Genomic DNA, 18,810 nt, shown 5'->3' with positions numbered 1-18,810 from the left:
ATGGCCATCTTAACCACATAGCTCCGAAGCCCTGATTTTCCGGTCAGTTCGACGTGCCTCGCCAGCCCGTCTCCTCGATTCGGGCGAGTTCGGCATCGAGGTCCTCGCCCTCGAAAAATGACAGCCAGCCCGTCACCGATACCGTTTCCCCCGGAGCGATGTCGGGGAAACCGGGATCGGCGTGCATGCAGGGACAATGTTGGATGGCGTTGAAGCGATCCGTCGGCTCCCAAGCGGTGATGATCCAACGTTTGCGGCTTTCGTCGTGGCACGCCACATAGCCGTTCTTGGTCACCTTGTTGGCATTCGTCTGCCCGTTGAATCCATCCAGGCGTGCCAGCAGGACGCACACCTGCCCGCGGAGCTTGGAGATTTTCTCAAGAGTTCCGTTGGTCACGCTGAGACTCATTCGAACGGCCTCATCCTCGACGCGCACCTTCGCGCCGAAGGCGAGCTTGTTGGGAAGCTCGCGGCGATAAGACAGGCTTCCGTCCGGATCGCGGGTCCACTCGAGCGGCTTGAGGTGGACATTCATCTTCGTCCACACCGTCGGCACATCGGTATGGGCGAGGTAGTAGTATCCGCCCGGATCGTGGAGCGCCTCCGGGAGATCGACAACCGCGTAGCTCCTCCGATCCCAAGGCGCGAACACGCTCACCTTCGTTTCCCGTTGCGGGTTGATCGCCGCCGCCTTGTAACCGGTCCTCGGGTGGCGTCCGCCGGGATAGGGCGCAATTCTCAGACCAGACCAGCGTTCCGGGGCATTGGCTTCGAAGATTTCCAGCGACGAAAGGGTGCTGCGGATCTCATCCCCGGCCATGCCGGTCGCAGCCTCGATTTCCTCGATGGAGTAATGGTGATTCCACACCATGTTGCGCATCCAGAAGCGCATTTCGTCCGGACCCGAAGGCTTGCGTACCCAAAGCGGTCCGTCCGGTCCCCCGGACTGCATGACGATGGTTCGGGCGTGCTCCCATGGCTTCAGGAGCAGCAGCGCGATCACCGCCGCGAAACCGACCGCCAGCGCGATACCGAGTGCGGGACCGCGACGTGCCGAACGTTTCGATTCGGACTGCTCAAGCGGCAGCACCATCTCGGAGTGGCGGTTGCCCAAGCGCGCCACATGGGTTTCCCCGATCACCACTCGGCGACCTTCTCCACGACCCTCGATCAGAAGGTGTCGGTGCTGGCTGAGTTCCAGGCGCACCGGATCGCAGGCCTCCTCAAGCTCGACATGGAAACGAAGGCGTTCAGCGCAGTAGTCGACGGCTGACTTGTCGCGACGGAGGCGCTCCTCAAGGCGTTCCCGGTCACCGGGGCTCAGCGTGTCGTCCAGCAGTCCGTCCACCAAGCGCCGCAGTTCCGGTTCCTGCTCGCCCGGAATCAGCTCATTCATGCTGCCCGAGCCTGGTCTGGACGCACTTCCGGAGCGCGGTCCGCAGGCGCTCCAACTGCTTGTAAAGCGCCGCCATCGTAGTCCCGGTTTCATCGGCAAACCGCGCCAGATCCTCACACCCGCTTGAGGCGTAGCGGGCATCCAGAAGCGCCCGCTGGCGTTGGGGCATGCCCTCGATGCACGCCTCGATCGCCTCCACCCGGCCGTCCGACCTCCGTTCCTGAATACTCAGGCTTTCCACCCGCTCGCAGACACGGCGGGCCACTTCCGGGTCCATGAAAACCATGCCGCGGGATTCGTGCTTCTTGATCCAGTTGAGTGCCTTGTAGCGGGCGCAGCGGAACGAGAACCGACGGAAGTCCTCCTCATTCCAGTTGGGATCGAACTTCTCCCACACGACCAAGGCCGTTTCCTGGAGGCAGTCTTCGACCGCTTCGCGACCTTTGACGATGGTCATCAGGTAGGCCCTCAACGACGACCGGCACGCGAGCAGATGCTGGGAAAAGCGCGATGCCCGCTCCGCTCTTGCCGAAACGATCTCCCGTTCCGGTGCTGAGACCGGCAGCGGAGAGACCAGAGGGAGGGCATTCCCTGACCATTCGGAAGAAAGGGCCATGTTGAGAAAGCCTAGCGGACCTTCAGGCCATGTCAGCCCAGAATTGCGCCAGTTTCTTCGCCCGCCGGGGAGCCGAGCTGGACTGATCGACTCGAATGGCGCTTCCCGGGTGGCGGGACAGCTGGATAGCATCGCCGCTGCATCGATGACCCCGGAACACCCGGGCGTCCGCCTCTCGTTCATCCCGGCAGCCCATCCCGACGAAATGAACCCACAACCCTCCCGCCTCACGCGGCTCGCGGCCGTGGCTGTCGCGCTACTTGCGTCCGCCTTCCCGCCCGAGACCGCTGCCTCACCGAACATCCTGTTCTTCTTCCTCGATGACATGCGCTGGGACGCGGCTGGGTTCACGGGAAACGACGTCATCACCACGCCGAACATGGACACCCTCGCGGCGCAGGGGACGGTGTTCGAAAACGCCTTCGTCACCACCGCGATCTGCATGGTGAGCCGCGCCTCCGTCTTCTCCGGGCAGCACATGGCGCGACACGGCATTTCGTCTTTCGGCACCAACCTGTCAGCCGCGCAATGGCAGGACAGCTACCCCGACCGGCTCGACGACGCCGGATACTACATGGGCTTCATCGGCAAGCACGGCCTCGGCAACGGCTTCACCGGGCTCTACGGCACCTATGACTTCGACAAGGGGTGGAACGGGCAGGGAAACTACTTCAATCAGACGATCGACGGTGAGTCCGCGAACGGGCGGCACATCTCCGAGTTCGTCGGCGACCTTGCCATCGAGTTCATTGGCGACACCGTCGATCCGGCGAAGAACCCGACCGCCGCGCCTTTCTGCCTGCAGATCAGTTGGAAGGAACCCCACGTGCAGGATAACTCCAGCGGCGGCGACTTCCTTCCCGACCCCGTCTACGACTCTCTCTACTCCGGCGACCTGATCGCCCATGCCAAGACCGACACGCAAGCCCAGTTCGATGACCTGCCTTCCTTCTTCAAGGCCTCGTCGGCCGAGGGAACGAGGCGCTGGGACCACCGATTCGGCACCGAACAGAAGCATCAGGACAATATCAGGAAGCACCACCGGCTGATCCATGGCGTCGATGTCCAGATCGGCCGGATCCTTGCCGCCCTCGATGATCCCGATGACAACGGCGATCCGGCCGACAGCCTGGTTTCCAACACGATCGTGATCCTCAGCTCCGACCACGGGTTCTTCCTCGGCGAGCGGCAGCAGGCGGGAAAGTGGTACATCCAGGAAGAGTCGATCCGGGTGCCGATGATCGTCGTCGACCCCCGCCTGTCCGCGGACCAGAAGGGCAAGCGGGTTTCCGAGATGGTCCTCAATATCGACATTCCCGCGACCATCCTCGACTACGCCGGAGTCGCACCGCCGGCCGTGATGCAGGGACGGTCGATGAAGGAAATCGTCGATGGCAGCCCGCCGTCGGACTGGCGCACCGCCTATTTCCACGAGCACCCGGCGGTCGGCGGCGGGGTCTTCCTCAACGAAGGGGTGCGGACAGGTTCGTTCTGCTACACCCGCTACCCGAACAACGGCAACGTTCAACAGCTCTACGACGTCACTCTGGATCCCTACCAGCGGACCAACCTCGCCGACGACCCCCGCTACGCCTCGGTCGTCACCGAGCTCGACGCGCTGACTTCCCAACTCAAGACCGAGGCCCAGTAGGATGACGGCGAGGCAATTGCTGCTCTACCTCACTTTCACCGGAGCTACGGCTTCGGCCGTAGAAATGTCGGCGGGAGGCTACCATGCCGTCCGTGTATCGGACGGCTCGGTGGTCGGTCTCGGCGACGGCACCTACGGCCAGCTCGGCACCGCACCCGCCGGCTCACCGGCTACGGTCGCCGGCCTGTCCGACATCACCGCGGTGTCGGCTGGCGGCTTCAGCACCCTCGCTCTGAAGTCGGACGGCACCGTGTGGTTTCTCGGCGAGAGCACGCTCCAGCACACCACCCCCCACGGCACCCCCGATCCTGTTTCGACCCCGATCCAGATTGCCGGACTCGGCGGTATCGATGAGATCGCTGCCGGACACCGGCACTATCTGGCGCTCGATGCCGACACCGGTGACTTGTTCGCGTGGGGTCACAATGGCAGCGGTCAGGTCGGCAATGGCGGCCGGCTCGACGTGACGGCTCCGGCTCTGGTGCTCACCGGGGTTTCTACCATGGCGGCCGGCGACGGATTCACACTGGCGGTCCGGTTCGACCACACACTTTGGGCCTGGGGCCGCAACCGGCACGGCCAGCTCGGACTGGGCGACACCGCCGACCGGACAAGCCCGACGCAGGTCGCCGGCATCACGACCGCCGAAGCTGTGGCCGCGGGCGGGCAACACGCGTTGGTCCTTCTTTCGGGAGGCTCGGTAAGCGCGGCCGGCGACAACTCTTTCGGGCAACTCGGGCTCGGACACACCGATCCGGTCTCCGGCTTCACGCCGGTCCCGGGTCTGAGCGGTGTTTCCGAGGTCGCGGCAGGCTACCATCATTCAGCCGTCCGAGCCGCGACCCAGGTGTCGGTCTGGGGCCGGAACTTCGAAGGCCAGTGCGGTGGCGGGAATGTCTCGGCCGTGAAGTTCTCCTCTCCCCAGGCCCTAGCGGGAATCACGGGAACGCCGGTCGGCATCCGTTGCGGCTATCACTTCTCCCTGGTGGAGCTCGCGGACGGATCGGTGATCGGGACCGGCAGCAACGGGGACGGCCAGCTCGACGGAGTGTCGGTCGCCGACCAGGACGACAGCCGGAAGATCCTCACACTCCAAACCGTTCCGCTCTCGCCCGACACCACAACGCCGGAGCTCGACTCCCTGAGTCCTCCAACCGGAAGTACGAGCATCGCCGTAGCCTCCGACCTCGTCGCTACTTTCAACGAGCCTGTCATGAAGGGATCAGGCGACCTTGTAATCAAGGAAGCGACCGGAAACCAGGTCGTCGCTTCCATCGACGTTTCCTCCGCGGCTGTCAGCATCAGCGGTGCGGTCGTCACCATCGACCCACCCTCTCCATTGGCCAACGGAACCAGCTATTATGTGGAAGTTCCGGAAGGTGCCATCGAAGACCTGGCCGGCAACGCGTTCGCCGGCACCGGGGGATCCTTGGCTTGGCATTTCTCCACCGCGGTCGATACCGGCGCATCCGCGTCGTTGCTCTCCCACTACACCTTCGACACCGAGAGCGCTGGCACCACACCTGACACCATCGGTTCAGCCTTCGCCACGCTCGGCAACCGAGTGCAGATCAACAGCAATCCGGGTTTGCCCATGGCCGGCAGCGGGGCGTTGGAAATTCTCGGATCCGGAGTCACCACTGGCCCGGGAGACGGGGCGGTGACCAGCAACAGCTTCGCGTGGGCGGGCGACGCCCGCACGGTGACATTCTGGTGGCGGGCGAGGACTCCGAACGTCGATGAAGGCGACGGCACCTTCGTTTCCTTCGGCGACAACTCCGCCAACGGCACGCGTTTCGACATCAAGGAGCAAGGAGCGTCCAACACACAGCTCCGCGTGGAGGTCCAGGGCCTAGGGCAGAACACCAATCCGACGATCGACGACGGCGACTGGCACTTCGTGGCCGTCACGGTTCCGGATGACGCTACCTTCGGTGACATCGCATGGTATGTCGACGGCGACCCGACCGATCTCAATCCGAGCACCAGCACGCTCGACATCGCGACCGGCACCGGCCCGATCGCCTTCGGAGACAGCATCCTGACCGTCGGTTCCAACACCCGGGTGCCCAACGGCTACATCGATGACTTCCAACTCTACGACGTGGTCCTCGATTCGACCCAGATCAGCTTCCTGCACGACAACCCGGGCATGGTGATCGGCGGCCCGGTCGAAAACTTCCTCAGCTATATCACCGATCCGGCATTTGCCCTCGATGTGGGCGAGCAGGACTTCACCGACGATCCGGATAGAGACCGTCTGGCAAACGGGCTGGAAGCATGGTTCGGCACGAATCCGGGCGACTTCAGCTCCGGGCTGGCGAATCTCACGACGGATGGTACCGTTACCATCTTTACCCACCCGTTGAATCCGACCCGTCCGGCCGACGTGACCGGATTCTACGAATGGTCACCGAACCTGACCGATTGGTTCCCCGGAGACGGCGTGGCCGGACCACCGGGAGGACCGACGCTGACCTTCTCCGTGGCCACGATTGGGGACACTTCCACCGTGACCGCGACGACCAGTGAGCCGGTGGGTCGCATCTTCCTCCGTGCCGGGGTCCGGCAGTTGCCGTGACACCTCCACGACTGGCGGATTGATTTCATACCATCCGCTGGCTAAAGCCGTTCGAACCACATGCCGCTCCACGGGCGGCGCATTTGCTCCTCCCATGCTCCAGCCCATCCACCTCCTCCACCACCTGTCCGTCTTCCTGCTCGTCGCTTTTGCAATCCCGGGGCTCGCGTGTGAATTGTGCGTCGACGAACCCGGAGGTCCGCCAGATGACCTCCAGCTCTTTCTGCTGATCGGCCAGTCGAACATGGCCGGCCGTGCCAAGATTCCGGACGACGCCGCGGGAGTCATCGACCGCTGTTTCCTGCTCAATGAGAAGAACGAGTGGGAGCCCGCCCGCAATCCGCTCAACCGTTACTCGACGACCGGCAAGGGAGCCGGGATGCAAAAGTTGGGGCCGGGCTACGGGTTCGTCCTGAAGATGCTGGAAGAGGATCCAAATCTCAAAATTGGCCTGATCGTCAATGCCCGCGGCGGTTCGAAGATCGAGTCATGGGTCGGCGAGAAACCCGACCTCTACTGGGCCGCCCGCAAACGGATGAAGGTCGCCATGAAAAGCGGCACGCTGAAGGGCGTGCTCTGGCACCAGGGCGAAAGCAACAGCGAACGGCCTGACGGCTACCTCGACAAACTGAAAACGCTGGTCGGCAACGTGCGCAACGACTTCGGCGACACCGACCTGCCCTTCGTCGCCGGCCAGATCAACAACGTGCCCGCGATCAACGACCAGATCGCCAAGCTGCCGGAAGTCTGCCACGCGACCGCCTTCGCCAGTTCCGAGGGCTTAAAAGCCACCGACCGCTGGCACTTCGACACCAAAAGCCAGCTGCTCCTCGGCGAGCGTTACGCCGAGCAAATGCTGAAGCTGCTGGCCGAGCAGCCGGCCGCCGCCAAACCGCCCGAAGACGTGAAGTTCATCGACACCCACGTCCATGCGATGGCGGTCAATGAAGGCGGACTGGACGCGGTCGCGAAGTGGATGGACGAGCGCAACGTTGAGCGCTGCGTCGTCAGTCCGCTCAACCACAAGGGGTCGCGTGCATGGACCGAGGAAGAACGGAGCGCGATGCTCGCCAACTACGCCAAATACAAAGGCAGGATCGATCGCATGTGCATCATCGACCCGGGTGAGGTCGGAACGGTCGACGAGGCGGTCGCCATCCTGAAGCGCGAGATCTCCGATGGTGCCATCGCCTTCGGTGAGCACTACGGCCGCGACCTAATGTTCGACGATCCGAAGAACCTGCTTCTTTACGAAGCCTGCGAGAAGGTCGGGCTGCCGGTGATGTTCCACATCGACCAGAACAAGAACATGGTCGAGCCGGGCATGAAGCGGGTCGACCGCGTGCTCGAGATGTTTCCCGACTGCAAGGTCATCGCGCATGCCTACTGGTGGCGTCAGCTCGGCAACGGAAGCTGCGACCGCCAGCTTCAGGAGCACCCGAACCTTTACGCCGACATGTCCGGTCACGTGGTCGTCAACGTGCTCAACCGTGACCGCAAGTACGCCCGCGAGTTCCTGATCCGTAACCAGGACAAGATCCTGTGGGCCACCGACGAAGGCTGGTGGTCGTTCGGCAGCCGAGACAAGCAGATGAACCAGCACTACACCTTCTTCGAGGAACTCGATCTCCCCGAAGCGGTCCGCTACAAGATCTACCGCGGCAACGCCGAGAAGCTGTTCGGGTGGGAGAAGGAGTAGCGCCGGGCGTCACGACCCCGGCACGAGCACCTTCAGTCGAACAAACAGCCGGGCGTCGGCTGTGAGCGTGCTGCGCTTCAGGCTGACTTCGACGGTGTCGGACGGTGAGCCGTCGGTGACGTTAATGATGACATTGTCGCCGTCATCGGCAGCGGCCGTCCAGCCGACGAGGTCGTTGCCGTACTCGACGGTGATCGTGGCATTGGAGTTCGCGACATCCAGCCGGTTGAAGGTGTAGGTGAAGTAGGTCGGGTCGCTGTTGTCGAAAGTTGGCAGCAGGCCGGTGGCATCCAAGTAAGGGCTCGCCGCACCGAGGGCCCAGGCAACCGCGTTTTCAACGCCGTCACCGTTGGTGTCGCTTTCGGCCGGCTCACCGCCTGACCAAGTGTCGTAGGGATTCCCGGGCGGCGTGCCGTTTTCCTGAAGTTCGATCATTCCCCGGGCGAGAGCATCGCCGGCGAGCATGTAGGTCTCCGCGTTCCAGTTGTAGTGGAATCCCTGGCTGTTCGGCGACTCGCTGGCATCGCGCCAGAAACCGCGCGCTTCCATGGTCTTCACGTTGCCGGCGAACTCAGGGTAGATCCCGGCATCACCATCGACGTCGAGCTGGGCCTGCGCGACCGCGGCATCGAGCGGTTGCGTGTTGCTCCAGCCGCCGTCGGCCGCGAGCGTGGCGAGCACGAAGGGTGCGGCGCCAGCGCCTTTGCCCGGATAACGGTTTTCATAGTAGATGCGGATCTGCTTGATGAAGCGCGCCATGTTTTCCCGGTAGCGTGTCGCGGCCGGTTCGCCGCGGTCGCTGTAGCCCTGCCACCAGACGAACCCGGCGATCTCGTATCCCTGCGCCGCCCAGTCGCCATACTCGGTGCCGAAGTTGTCGAGGACATCGGCCGCATTGAAGATGGTGAAGACTTTCCAGACCGTCGCCCAGTCGGCGCCGGCGCCCGGCTCGGTCGCGGCGCTGGCGGTGTGGTTGACCGTGCATTGGTACTCCACACCGTTATGGCGGACCTGGGTGCCGATGTTACCGCTCGCCTGATAGGCGCTGCCGTCGATCCACGGGCCGAAGGCCATCTCAGACTCGGCGACGAAACAGTCGTCGAACTGCTTGCCCGCATACCACACATACGGACTCGGCCCGCCAGTCGCGGTGTCCCAGTTTCTCGGCGACTGGCCATAGCCGGCATAGGTGAGGCCGTCGGTGTAGTCGAAGCTCGGCGTCGTCGGCGGCGCGTAGTCCCACATCAGGCTGCGGTTGCCGATCGAGCTCTTGATGAGAAGCACCGGCTCGTCGTGATACCAGCCCATCACGTAGCCGAAACCGATCTCCGGACCGATGCTGTCACTCGCGACATCGGGGCGCAGGTTGCCGTTTCCGGTATCGGAAACCACACCGCGGTATTTCACGTCGTTGCGGGTCGTCCAGCCGCCGCCGGATGCGACGAGATTGGGGAACTTGCTCTCGGCCCCGGTGACGGTGACCAGGGTGCCGGGCTTGGTGCCGTTGATCTGGCCGAAGCCGACCATGTTCGACTGGCCTGACATGATGTAGACCTTCACCGGCTTGTCGGTGACACCGGTATCGGCCGGATCGGGATCAGGCAGCGGGTAGCCGATGATCGGCTTGAGACCCGGATCGTTCGGGCTGTTCGGCAGCGGACCGACCACCGGGTCGACATCGATGATCGCGACTTCATACCAGTCCTCCGCTCCGTCGGCATCGGAGTCGGCGAGAAACGGGTTGGTGCCGGTCTCGGTGAGGCTGACCAGCACACCGGTGTTGGTTTCCACCGCGTCGCCGAGGCCGTCCGCATCGGTATCCGCAGAAGTCGGATCGGTGCCGGTGTCGGAAGTGCTGACATAGCTACCCGTGCCGGTCTCCACGAGGTCATCGAGTCCGTCGCCGTCGGTATCCGCTTCAAGCGGATTGGTCGGCGGACGGCTCCCGACACCCAGCATTTCGGGACCGTCGTTCAGCGTGTCGTCGTCGGTGTCGGCATCATTCGGATCGGTGCCGATCAGGAATTCCTCATAGGTCGTCAGGCCGTCAGGCTCCAGGTCGACCGCGGGATCGAGCGAAGTCGTGGAAGGCGGCGTGGTATTGGCGAGTTCGTACTCGTCCGGCAATCCGTCGAGGTCGGTGTCCGGCGGTGCGGTGGTCACTGCAACCTCATCGAATCCGACCCGCCCGCCCTGGGCGCCGTCGCCGTGGTTCGAAAGGATCTCGATGGCAAGGTAGCGGGCGGTCACTCCCGGCAGGTCGACTGCGGTGACGTCGGCCTGCGTCGCGCTCAGCGGACCGGTCGCGTTGAAGAGCGTCCAGCCGCCGCCGCTGAAGTCGTAGTCGCCCTGCGGACTCAGGCCCGTCACGGCCGCGGTGCCTTTGACCGGCGGCGTCGGCAGTGCGACTCCCGGGGCGTTGGCGTAGTAGATATTGAAGCTGTCCGTGCCGGAAACGCCGGACGAGTAGTTGGTGTTGAAGAGATACAGGGTGCCGAGCGCCTGCCCCGAACCGAAGTCGAGGCAAGTCCACGCCACCTTGCCATTCAGGCCCGGCGTGACCACGCCGCCGACCTTCAGGAAAGTGCCCATCCACTCGTCCTGGTAGGCGGCGCCGTCAAAGGACCACGTCTCCGGATCGTCTGGATCGACGGAGGCATCGATGCCCGAGCCGTTGTTCAGCGAAACCAGTCCGTTCGCATACTGGTCGCCGCCGTGAGAGCCCGTGATGCCGGTGATGGCAACGAGGCTGCTGGTCGCGATCTCGACCGTCAGTGTGGTGTCGTCGAGGATGGCCGGATCGTTATCGAGCAGGTTGCCGACGGTGTCCTCGATCGAAGCGGAAACCGGAACCCGAAGCTGAAGCGACCCGGTGGTGGTCGGCGTGACTTCCACCGTGAACTCTCCCGGCGTGACTTCGGTGATGGCGCCGAAGGCAATCGTTGAAGTACCCGCATTGTCGAAGTCTGCGTCGCTCACCGTGGTTTCGTCGATGTCCTCGCTGAAACTCACCGTGTAAACGACCACCGAGTTCACCGCTACGGTGCCACCGCCTTGGTCGTCGACGATGTCGACCGACGCCAGGGTCGGCGCCGTGGTGTCGGAGGTCACCGTGATCGTTTCCGCATCGACGATTGCCGCACCCGTATCGAGCGGATTGCCGGCGACATCGGTCATCGTGGCTCCCGCCGGCACCTGGAGTTGCAGCGTGCCGGTGCCGGTCGGAGTGACCTCGACGTCGAACACGCCGGGAGCTGTTTCCAAGATCGAGCCAACGCTGATCGGTGCGCTTCCCACGTTGCTGAAATCGGCAGGTTCCACCGTCGCTTCGTTCATGTCCTCGCTGAAGGTCAGCGTGTAGGTGACCACCGTGTTCTCGGTCACTCCGGCACCGGCTTGGTCATCGACGATGTCAGCCACAGCGAGAGTGGGTGGATCCGTGTCGACCACCCCTTGGGTGATGGCCACCTCGTGGAAGCCGACCCAGTTGCCGCCGTCGTTCGAGAGAATCTCCATGCCGATGTAGCGCGCGGTGGCACCACCGAGCGAGACCACCTCTTCCGCCGCCGCCGGCGAGGCACCCTTGTTCGGCATCGTCCGTGTCCCACCGAACTGGGTCCATCCGCCGCTGGCGAAATCGTAGTCGGTGATCGTCGTGGTCGCGGCCGGAGGAGCCACCGTGGGACTGGTGGCGAGATAGAGGTTGTACGCGTTGACGTTGTTCGACGCGCTCGAGGAATGCCGCCATGCCCAGAAGTAGGCCTCCTCAAGGCCGGCGACTTCCGCGCCAAGGTCGATCACCACCCATGCGATCTTGCCATTGGCCGCGCCGCTGAGTTTCCCTTGCTGGTTCCATCCGTCGGCGTAATTGTTCGTGGTGGTGGTCCAGGTCGACGGATCGTTGGCCGTCGGCTTGGTCATTTCCTCGCCCGAAATCAGGTCGGACAGCGTGCCGCCGTAGTTGTTCTTGTCCTGCGACGCGGTGACCGTGGTCGTGACCAACTGGCCGTTGGCCTGAACAGACGTGAACATCACGGTGGCTGCTGCGACCGCGAGTGCGAATCGTGGAGAAATCATGGATGGGTTTTTTGTTTGAGGATCGCGCGAATACCGCCGTGCCGAACGTCGCCTGCAAGAAGATTCCCGCAGCCCTGCCTGACCCATGAAGGTGCAGGTTTCCATCGGCCGGTGAAGAATCGCGTGGAGTATCAGCGGAGCTTCAAAGCGAGGCCGGAACCTGCTCCGGGCAGCGCACCTGCGATCAGGGACAAGACTCATGTCCTCCGGGAGGCTTTGGCTGCGGGTCGACGTTCCGACCGATCACAACTTGACTCCATGCCTCTGCGGATGAATATGGCGGGCTGTGAAGTTGGTTCATCGGCTTCTGTTTTTGTGCGCGGTGTTGGCGGCGGGCTTGCCCGTTACCGAAGCCGCTACGGTTCGCCTCGTCGCAGCGATTCCCGAAACGAGGATTGCGATCTCAAGCACCGCCGGAGGCGGTACTGCCCGCACCGACAGGACGGCTCCGAATCAGTATGAGGCAGCGGGCCAGACCATCCCGAGTGCCGCCCTCGACGGCGACGAACTCGATATCAAGACGCTCTACCTGACGGTGTCTGCGGGAGGTGCGATCCCGGCGACCGGAATCCACGAACTCGAAATCTGGATCGGCGAGTGGTCCTCGGCTACCAACACCGCGGGAACCGAACTGATGCGCGAGTCCTTTGATGTGGCTGGGATCCATTTCATCGACGACGGCATCTACGCCTTCGACTTCACCACGGTGTTCAGTTTTTCGGCCGACACGGATTACGCGATGCAGCTCTGGTGGACCACGGATGATGCGAGTCACTCGATAAGCTGGGCCCGGGACAATGGCGGCAACAGTATCGAAGGAGGATTCCTTTCGTTGAAGGACAGCGGACTCTCGCTGCCATTCGATGCGGCTCCGCAGGAGGTCAACGACCTCTTCTTTGCCTTCGAAACGGTCCCCGAACCGTCTGCCGTTTTGCTTGCGGGATTGGGCATCGGGCTGCTCGCGAGCCGCCGACGGAGATGAGCCCGGTTGCCTCGCTTTCGCCTTCCAAGAGCCGAGGAAGCTCGTAGTCGACGTGAACAATCCGATGGGAGAAACTGTCTTGCCTTTATATTATGCCTCGCATAGTATGTGCCGCATGGGTGGGTCGCGATTCTCGTCGGAGCTTGTCCGCAGCAGCACGGATCTGGTGATCCTCGCGCTGTTGCGGGACCGGCCGATGTATGGCTATGAGATCCTCGTGAGCTTGTCGGACCGCGGAAACGGCGAGTTCGAGTTCAAGCAGGGCACGCTTTATCCGCTCCTCTACCGGCTCGAGCGCGAGGACTGGATCCGGGCCAAATGGGAGACTCCCGCCAGCGGCAAAAAGCGGAAGGTCTACTCGGTGACCCCGGAAGGCACGAAGGTTCATGAAGCCCGGGTCGCGCAGTGGCACCGCTTCACCCAAGCCGTCAATTCCCTCCTCAAAGACTGCAACCATGAATGAGACGAGCCATCAACGCATCGACGGATTTCTGTCCCGACTCGAAGGCGCGCTCACCGGGCCCGCTTCACGGTCGCGCGACATCGTGAACGAGGTGAAGGCGGATCTCGATGACCACATCGAGCGGTTCCGCGCGAACGGGCTTTCCGAGGACGAGGCGGTGGACCGCGCGCTGGAGGAGATGGGAAACCCCTACGAGCTGGCGCATCAGGTTGGGCGTGAGGTTCCTCCGTTCGGCGGCGAGTGGCTCACCGTGATCCGCTACCTGGCGGCGGGCGGCCTGGCGATCTGGCTGCTCGTCCTGATGTGGACCTTCCGGGCTTGGTCATATGGAACCGACGGCGTGCGGGCCGTGTTCTGTGTCGTTTGTCTTCACGCGCCCGTGATCCTCCTGCTGTGGCCGCGAATCATCTGGCGCCGGAACTGGCTCTTCGGAGTGATTCCCGCCGGCGCTGCGTTTTTGGCGGCGCTCGTTCTGGGCGCCGGCGGAACGACCCACAGCTCGGAACCCGTCCCGCTTCCCCAGCCGGGCGATCCGGCTGTCGAACTCGCTTCGACCCCGGAGAGCGGTTTGCCCTTGGCCGGGATCATCCTCTTCACCACTGCCGCCATCCTCACCGCGGTGCTGTTGCTTGCGATCCAACAGCGGGTTCAAAGGCGGCGGGTGTTCCTGCTGCTGGTGGGCGGAATCCTGCTTGTCGAGATTCCCTTCGAGATCGAGGAGTTCCTCTTCAGAAAAGATCGTGAACTCGTCCGCGAGCACATCGCCGGCGTGGTCGATCGGACGGGCAGCTTTCCCAACACCGACGAACTTCGCAATGACGGCCCGGAGCTGCATGCCAAGGGCGTCTCGGTCTATAGCACCGAAGACGACTTCTCCCTGTTCTGGAACCGACCGCTCAGCTCGGGATTCGCGATCTGCTTTTCCGCCAAGGACAACCGCGTCTGGATCCAGGACTAGGGAGCCGATCGCCGCCGGTGCGACATCCACCGGCTCCACGGCTTTCAGATCCATGACGCCGAGGTCATGGCGAACCGGTTCCCCGGAACCATGCCGAGAAATCCGGTGCCAGACGGTCGTAGAGTTTCGCCATGTCCTTGTTTTCCCGCTTGGGTCCCGCGCTCAAGAGCTTGCTCGCGGTCGTGTTGGCTTCGGTCACCACGCTGATAACCACGGCTGCCTCGGAGCGGCCGAACATCCTCTGGCTGTCGGCCGAGGACATCTCACCGCACTTCGGATGCTACGGAGACCCGCACGCCGTCACACCGAATGTCGATGCGCTGGCGGATCAGGGAACGCGTTTCACGCACGTGTTCACCGCGGCGGGAGTGTGCGCGCCATGCCGCAGTTCGATCATCACCGGCATGTATCAGAACAGCGTCGGCACGCACCACATGCGCTGCAACGCCCGCATGCCAGAATGGCTCAAGCCGTTTCCCATCTATCTGCGCGAAGCCGGATACTACTGCACGAACAACAGCAAGACCGACTACCAGTTCAAGAAGCCTTCGACCGGGGAAATCTGGGATGAAAACGGTGGCAAGGCCGGCTGGCAGAACCGCCCGGACGGTTTGCCGTTCTTCGCGGTGTACAATTTCACCGGCTGCCACGAGAGCGGGATCGCCAGCAAATCGAAGTATGAAAGTGTGACGTCCAAGCTGAAGCCGGAGGAACGGCAGGACGCGGCCAAGCTCACCACCTTGCCACCGTACTATCCGGACACACCGGTGGTTCGGGAGGATTGGAAGCGGAACTACGAGTTGATCACCGCGTTCGACCGGTGGGTCGGAGAGCACTTGCAGCGATTGCGGGACGCCGGGCTGGAGGATGACACCATCGTGATGATCTGGTCCGACCACGGCGTCGGGCTGCCTCGGGCCAAGCGCTGGCTCTACGATTCGGGCACCCGGATCCCGTTCGTTGTGCGAATCCCGGAAAGGTTCCGGGTCGGCGGACAAGGCGAGCCGGGAACCACGAGCGATGCTCTCGTGAACTCGACCGACTTCGGACCGACGGTGCTGAACCTCGCCGGACTACCGGTGCCGGATCACATGCATGGCAGGGCGTTTCTCGGATCGAAGCTAACCCCGCCGCGCGAGTATGTCTTCGGAGCGCGGGACCGGATGGACGAGAGGTACGACATCATCCGGGCGGTGAGGGACAGGCGCTATCGCTACATCCGGAACTTCGAGGCGACCAAGCCCTACTATCAATACATGAACACGCCCGAGAAGGGTGCGACGATGCAGGAGATACGACGCTTGGAGAAATCCGGCGAACTGCCCCCGGCGGCGGCGTTGTTCACGGCCCGGAGCAAGCCGGCGGAGGAGCTGTATGATTTGGAGAAGGATCCGCATGAGATCAACAACCTGGCCATGGACCCCGGGTACGGAGAAATAAGGAAGCGGATGCTGAGCGCCATGACCGCATGGCAGGAGAAGGTCGGAGACATGGGTCTGATGCCTGAATCGGAAATCGAGCGCCTGGTGCGGACAACGGACTCAACCTACGAAGTTCTGCCCCGCGATGCCGATGCATTGAAGCAAATGACCCGGGCCGCGGTGCTGGCATCGACCGGTCCGGAGGTGTTCCCCGAATTGCTCAAACTTGCGGAGTCTCCGAATCCGACCTTGCGCTACTGGGTCGCCACTGGGATCGGGAACTTTGCAGAGGAGGCAGGCGAGAACGAAGTGTCGGTCGCGAGGCGGATGATCGCTGACAAAACTCCGGCGGTGCGGATCGCGGCAGCTCGGGCACTTTGCAGAAGCGGGGAAGTTGAAGCCGGCTTGCCGGTTCTCGTCAAAGAGCTCGGTTCGGACAACCCGTGGGCGCGTCTGGAGGCGGCGATTGTCCTGGACGAGCTGGACGAGGCGGCCCGCCCCGCCCTGCCGGCCCTGCAGAAGGCCCTCAAGGATCAGCCGAACAAGTACATCGTCCGGGTCGCCAACAAAGCGGTGAACGACTTGCTCGGAACCGATCATCAGGTCCCCTGAGAAGCCGGGAGCGACCCTGCGGAAAAGGTCGGGCGGGACCGGAAGTCGCGCGACTTGCAAGATCCGGCCGATTCGCGAGGTTATAGGCGCCACGCCATGTCCCGCCTCCTGATTGCATTCCTCTGCCCCGGCCTGCTCCTCGCGGAACCGGAGGCAATCGAGCCCGGCCACTCGCACCAAGGTGAGTCCTTCAACGAAGGCCCGCGTCAGGCATCCGGGTTGATCGGAGGGACCGGCGAGGTGACCCTGCCGATCCGTACCCAGTGGGACCAAGGCCAAGCCTACTTCGACCAAGGGCTCGGGCAGCTTCACGGATTCTGGTACTACGAGGCCGAGCGGTCGTTCCGCCAACTCGCCGCGAAAGACCCGGACTGCGCGATGGCCTACTGGGGCATGGCGATGGCCAACTGGGAGAACGAGGAACGCGCCAAGGGATTCATCAACAAGGCGGTCGAGTTGGTGGAGCACGCCAGCCCGCACGGCCAGGCCTACATCCGGGCGCAGGCGAACTACCTCGATGGCAAACCGGACGACGACAAGAAGCGGCGTCAGGAATTGCTCAATGACCTCGAGTCACTCGTCCACGACTACCCGGATGACATCGAGGCCAAGGCATTCCTCGCCTGCAGGATCTGGCAGTTTTCCTACAAGGGAGCCATCCTTCCGATCCACAGCCACGAGGCGGTCGACGCGCTGCTCCAGCAGGTGCTTGCGAAGGCCCCGCTGCATCCGTCGCACCACTACCGCATCCATCTCTGGGACAAGCGGAAGGCGGAACGCGCGATCGACTCGGCGGCCAAGCTCGGCTTCACCGCGCCCGAGATCGCCCACATGTGGCACATGCCGGGACACATCTACTCGAAGCTCCAGCGCTTCGAGGACGCGGCCTGGCACCAGCAGGCATCGGCGCGGGTCGACCACGCCCACATGCACGAGCAGCGGCTGCTGCCCGACCAGATCTTCAACTACGCCCACAACAACGAGTGGCTGGCGCGGAACTGGGTGAACCTCGGCAACGGACCGGCCGCCCTCGAGATGGCGAAGTCGCTACTGGCCAATCCACGCCACCCGAAACTCAACTCGATGGATGGCAAGGCGCACTCGTACCGCTTCGGCCGGATGCGCCTGATCGAGATTCTCGAGAAGTTCGAGCTATGGGAAGACGCACTCGAACTCTCCCGCGGCGAGTGGCTGGAACCGCTCGAAGTCCCGGAGCACGAGATCCCCCGGCTACGGCTCATCGGCCTCGCGCATTTCCATCTCGGCGACGAACCGGCACTCGGCGAAACCTTGGCGCAGCTCGACGACCTCTCGGCCCGCGCCGAGAACGACCACGAAAAGGCTCAGGCCGAAGCCAACGCCAAAGCGGAGGAGGAAAAGAAGAAGCCCGAGGAAATCGAAAAGCTCGTCAAGGAAGCCGGCAAGCAGCCGGGCCAGCAGATCAACCGGATCAAGAAGGTGCGCGAGGAACTCGAAGGCTGCATGGCGGAGCTCGACGGCGACACCGAAGCCGCGCTCAAGGCCTTGGCGAAGTCCGGCCGACCGAAACATGCAACCGCCCTCCGCCACCTCGTGCTGGGCGAAAACGAGAAGGCCGACGAGCTGAGCAAGGCCGCGGTGTCGGGCGACAAGCGCGAAGCCCTGCCGCTGGCGGCACGCGCCGAAGTGCTGCATGCCCTCGGGCGCCCGGAGGAGTTGCGCGAATGCTTCGAGCGCCTTCGCGACGTGTCGTCGCAGATCGATCCCGAGGCACCGCCATTCGCCCGGATGGCACCGATCGCGAAAGCACTCGGATTCCCTGCCGACTGGACACGTCCCTACGAAGCTCCCGCCGACTTCGGCGAGCGCCCCGACATCGACACGCTCGGCCCGATCCACTGGGAGCCGCCCGTCGCTCCGTCCTTCACGTTGCCCGACGAGAGCGGCCTGCCGGTCAGCCTCGAAAGCCATCGCGGCAAACCGCTGATCCTCATCTTCTACCTCGGCCACGGATGCCTCCATTGCTCGGAACAGCTCAATGCCGTCGCGGACCGGATCGCCGACTTCAAGGACGCCGGCCTGCCGGTTCTCGCGGTGAGCACCGACACGATCGTCGAGCTATCCAAGTCCCAAGCCAACTATTCCGAAGACGGCGGGTCCTTCCCCTTCCCGCTCATTGCCGACCCCTCACTCACCAGCTTCCGGGCCTACGGCACCCATGACGACTTCGAAGGCAAGGCGCTCCACGGCACTTTCCTTCTCGATCCGAAGGGCCGCATCCTCTGGTCCGACATCGCCGCCGATCCATTCATGGACCTCGATTTCCTGATCAAGGAGTCGCACCGGCTCCTCCGTCTCCACGCCGACTGAAGTCG

At 63.5% G+C, this 18,810-nt stretch carries 11 protein-coding genes; 8 read left to right on the top strand and 3 right to left on the bottom strand.

Going from position 1 to position 18,810, the window contains the following annotated elements; translation table 11 throughout:
- Positions 1-43: 43 nt before the first annotated feature.
- On the bottom strand, positions 44-1,396 hold the full coding sequence (locus HAHE_RS09495) for a hypothetical protein (protein ID WP_338690503.1): 1,353 nt from the start codon (positions 1,394-1,396) through the stop codon (positions 44-46).
- Positions 1,389-2,012 (bottom strand): sigma-70 family RNA polymerase sigma factor, encoded by a 624-nt coding sequence (locus tag HAHE_RS09490; protein ID WP_338690501.1) that lies wholly within the window; start codon positions 2,010-2,012, stop codon positions 1,389-1,391. The genes HAHE_RS09495 and HAHE_RS09490 overlap by 8 nt, the downstream gene beginning before the upstream one ends.
- A 205-nt stretch (positions 2,013-2,217) precedes the next feature.
- Here HAHE_RS09490 and HAHE_RS09485 point away from each other — a divergent pair, with 205 nt between their 5' ends.
- The 3 genes from HAHE_RS09485 to HAHE_RS09475 all read left to right on the top strand — a co-directional run bounded on the left by HAHE_RS09485 (position 2,218) and on the right by HAHE_RS09475 (position 7,943).
- A complete protein-coding gene (locus HAHE_RS09485) occupies positions 2,218-3,663 on the top strand; it encodes a sulfatase-like hydrolase/transferase (RefSeq protein ID WP_338690499.1) in 1,446 nt (481 codons plus the stop codon).
- A gap of 1 nt (position 3,664) precedes the next feature.
- Entirely contained in the window at positions 3,665-6,244 is a 2,580-nt protein-coding gene (locus tag HAHE_RS09480; RefSeq protein WP_338690498.1) for an Ig-like domain-containing protein, read from the top strand.
- A gap of 94 nt (positions 6,245-6,338) precedes the next feature.
- On the top strand, positions 6,339-7,943 hold the full coding sequence (locus HAHE_RS09475) for a sialate O-acetylesterase (protein WP_338690497.1): 1,605 nt from the start codon (positions 6,339-6,341) through the stop codon (positions 7,941-7,943).
- A gap of 9 nt (positions 7,944-7,952) precedes the next feature.
- On the opposite strand, the gene HAHE_RS09470 is transcribed toward HAHE_RS09475, so the two are convergent.
- Complete coding sequence (locus HAHE_RS09470; RefSeq protein ID WP_338690495.1) at positions 7,953-12,020, bottom strand: hypothetical protein; 4,068 nt, start codon at positions 12,018-12,020, stop codon at positions 7,953-7,955.
- A gap of 337 nt (positions 12,021-12,357) precedes the next feature.
- Between HAHE_RS09470 and HAHE_RS09465 the strand changes: the two genes are divergently transcribed.
- The 5 genes from HAHE_RS09465 (at position 12,358) to HAHE_RS09445 (ending at position 18,805) form a co-directional block, all read left to right on the top strand.
- On the top strand, positions 12,358-13,002 hold the full coding sequence (locus HAHE_RS09465) for a PEP-CTERM sorting domain-containing protein (RefSeq protein WP_338690493.1): 645 nt from the start codon (positions 12,358-12,360) through the stop codon (positions 13,000-13,002).
- A 115-nt stretch (positions 13,003-13,117) separates the two neighbouring features.
- Positions 13,118-13,465 carry a PadR family transcriptional regulator gene (locus tag HAHE_RS09460; RefSeq protein ID WP_338690492.1) on the top strand — a complete coding sequence of 116 codons (348 nt, stop codon included), beginning with the start codon at positions 13,118-13,120 and terminating at the stop codon, positions 13,463-13,465.
- On the top strand, positions 13,458-14,423 hold the full coding sequence (locus HAHE_RS09455) for a permease prefix domain 1-containing protein (RefSeq protein ID WP_338690491.1): 966 nt from the start codon (positions 13,458-13,460) through the stop codon (positions 14,421-14,423). The genes HAHE_RS09460 and HAHE_RS09455 overlap by 8 nt, the downstream gene beginning before the upstream one ends.
- A gap of 131 nt (positions 14,424-14,554) precedes the next feature.
- A complete protein-coding gene (locus HAHE_RS09450) occupies positions 14,555-16,456 on the top strand; it encodes a sulfatase-like hydrolase/transferase (RefSeq protein ID WP_338690489.1) in 1,902 nt (633 codons plus the stop codon).
- 96 nt (positions 16,457-16,552) lie between these two features.
- Positions 16,553-18,805 carry a peroxiredoxin family protein gene (locus tag HAHE_RS09445; RefSeq protein ID WP_338690488.1) on the top strand — a complete coding sequence of 751 codons (2,253 nt, stop codon included), beginning with the start codon at positions 16,553-16,555 and terminating at the stop codon, positions 18,803-18,805.
- Positions 18,806-18,810 lie beyond the last annotated feature (5 nt).

This window comes from Haloferula helveola (assembly GCF_037076345.1).
Lineage (GTDB): Bacteria > Verrucomicrobiota > Verrucomicrobiia > Verrucomicrobiales > Akkermansiaceae > Haloferula > Haloferula helveola.
Note: the sequence above shows the minus strand (reverse complement) of the source record. Positions and strands in the feature narration are given on the sequence as shown.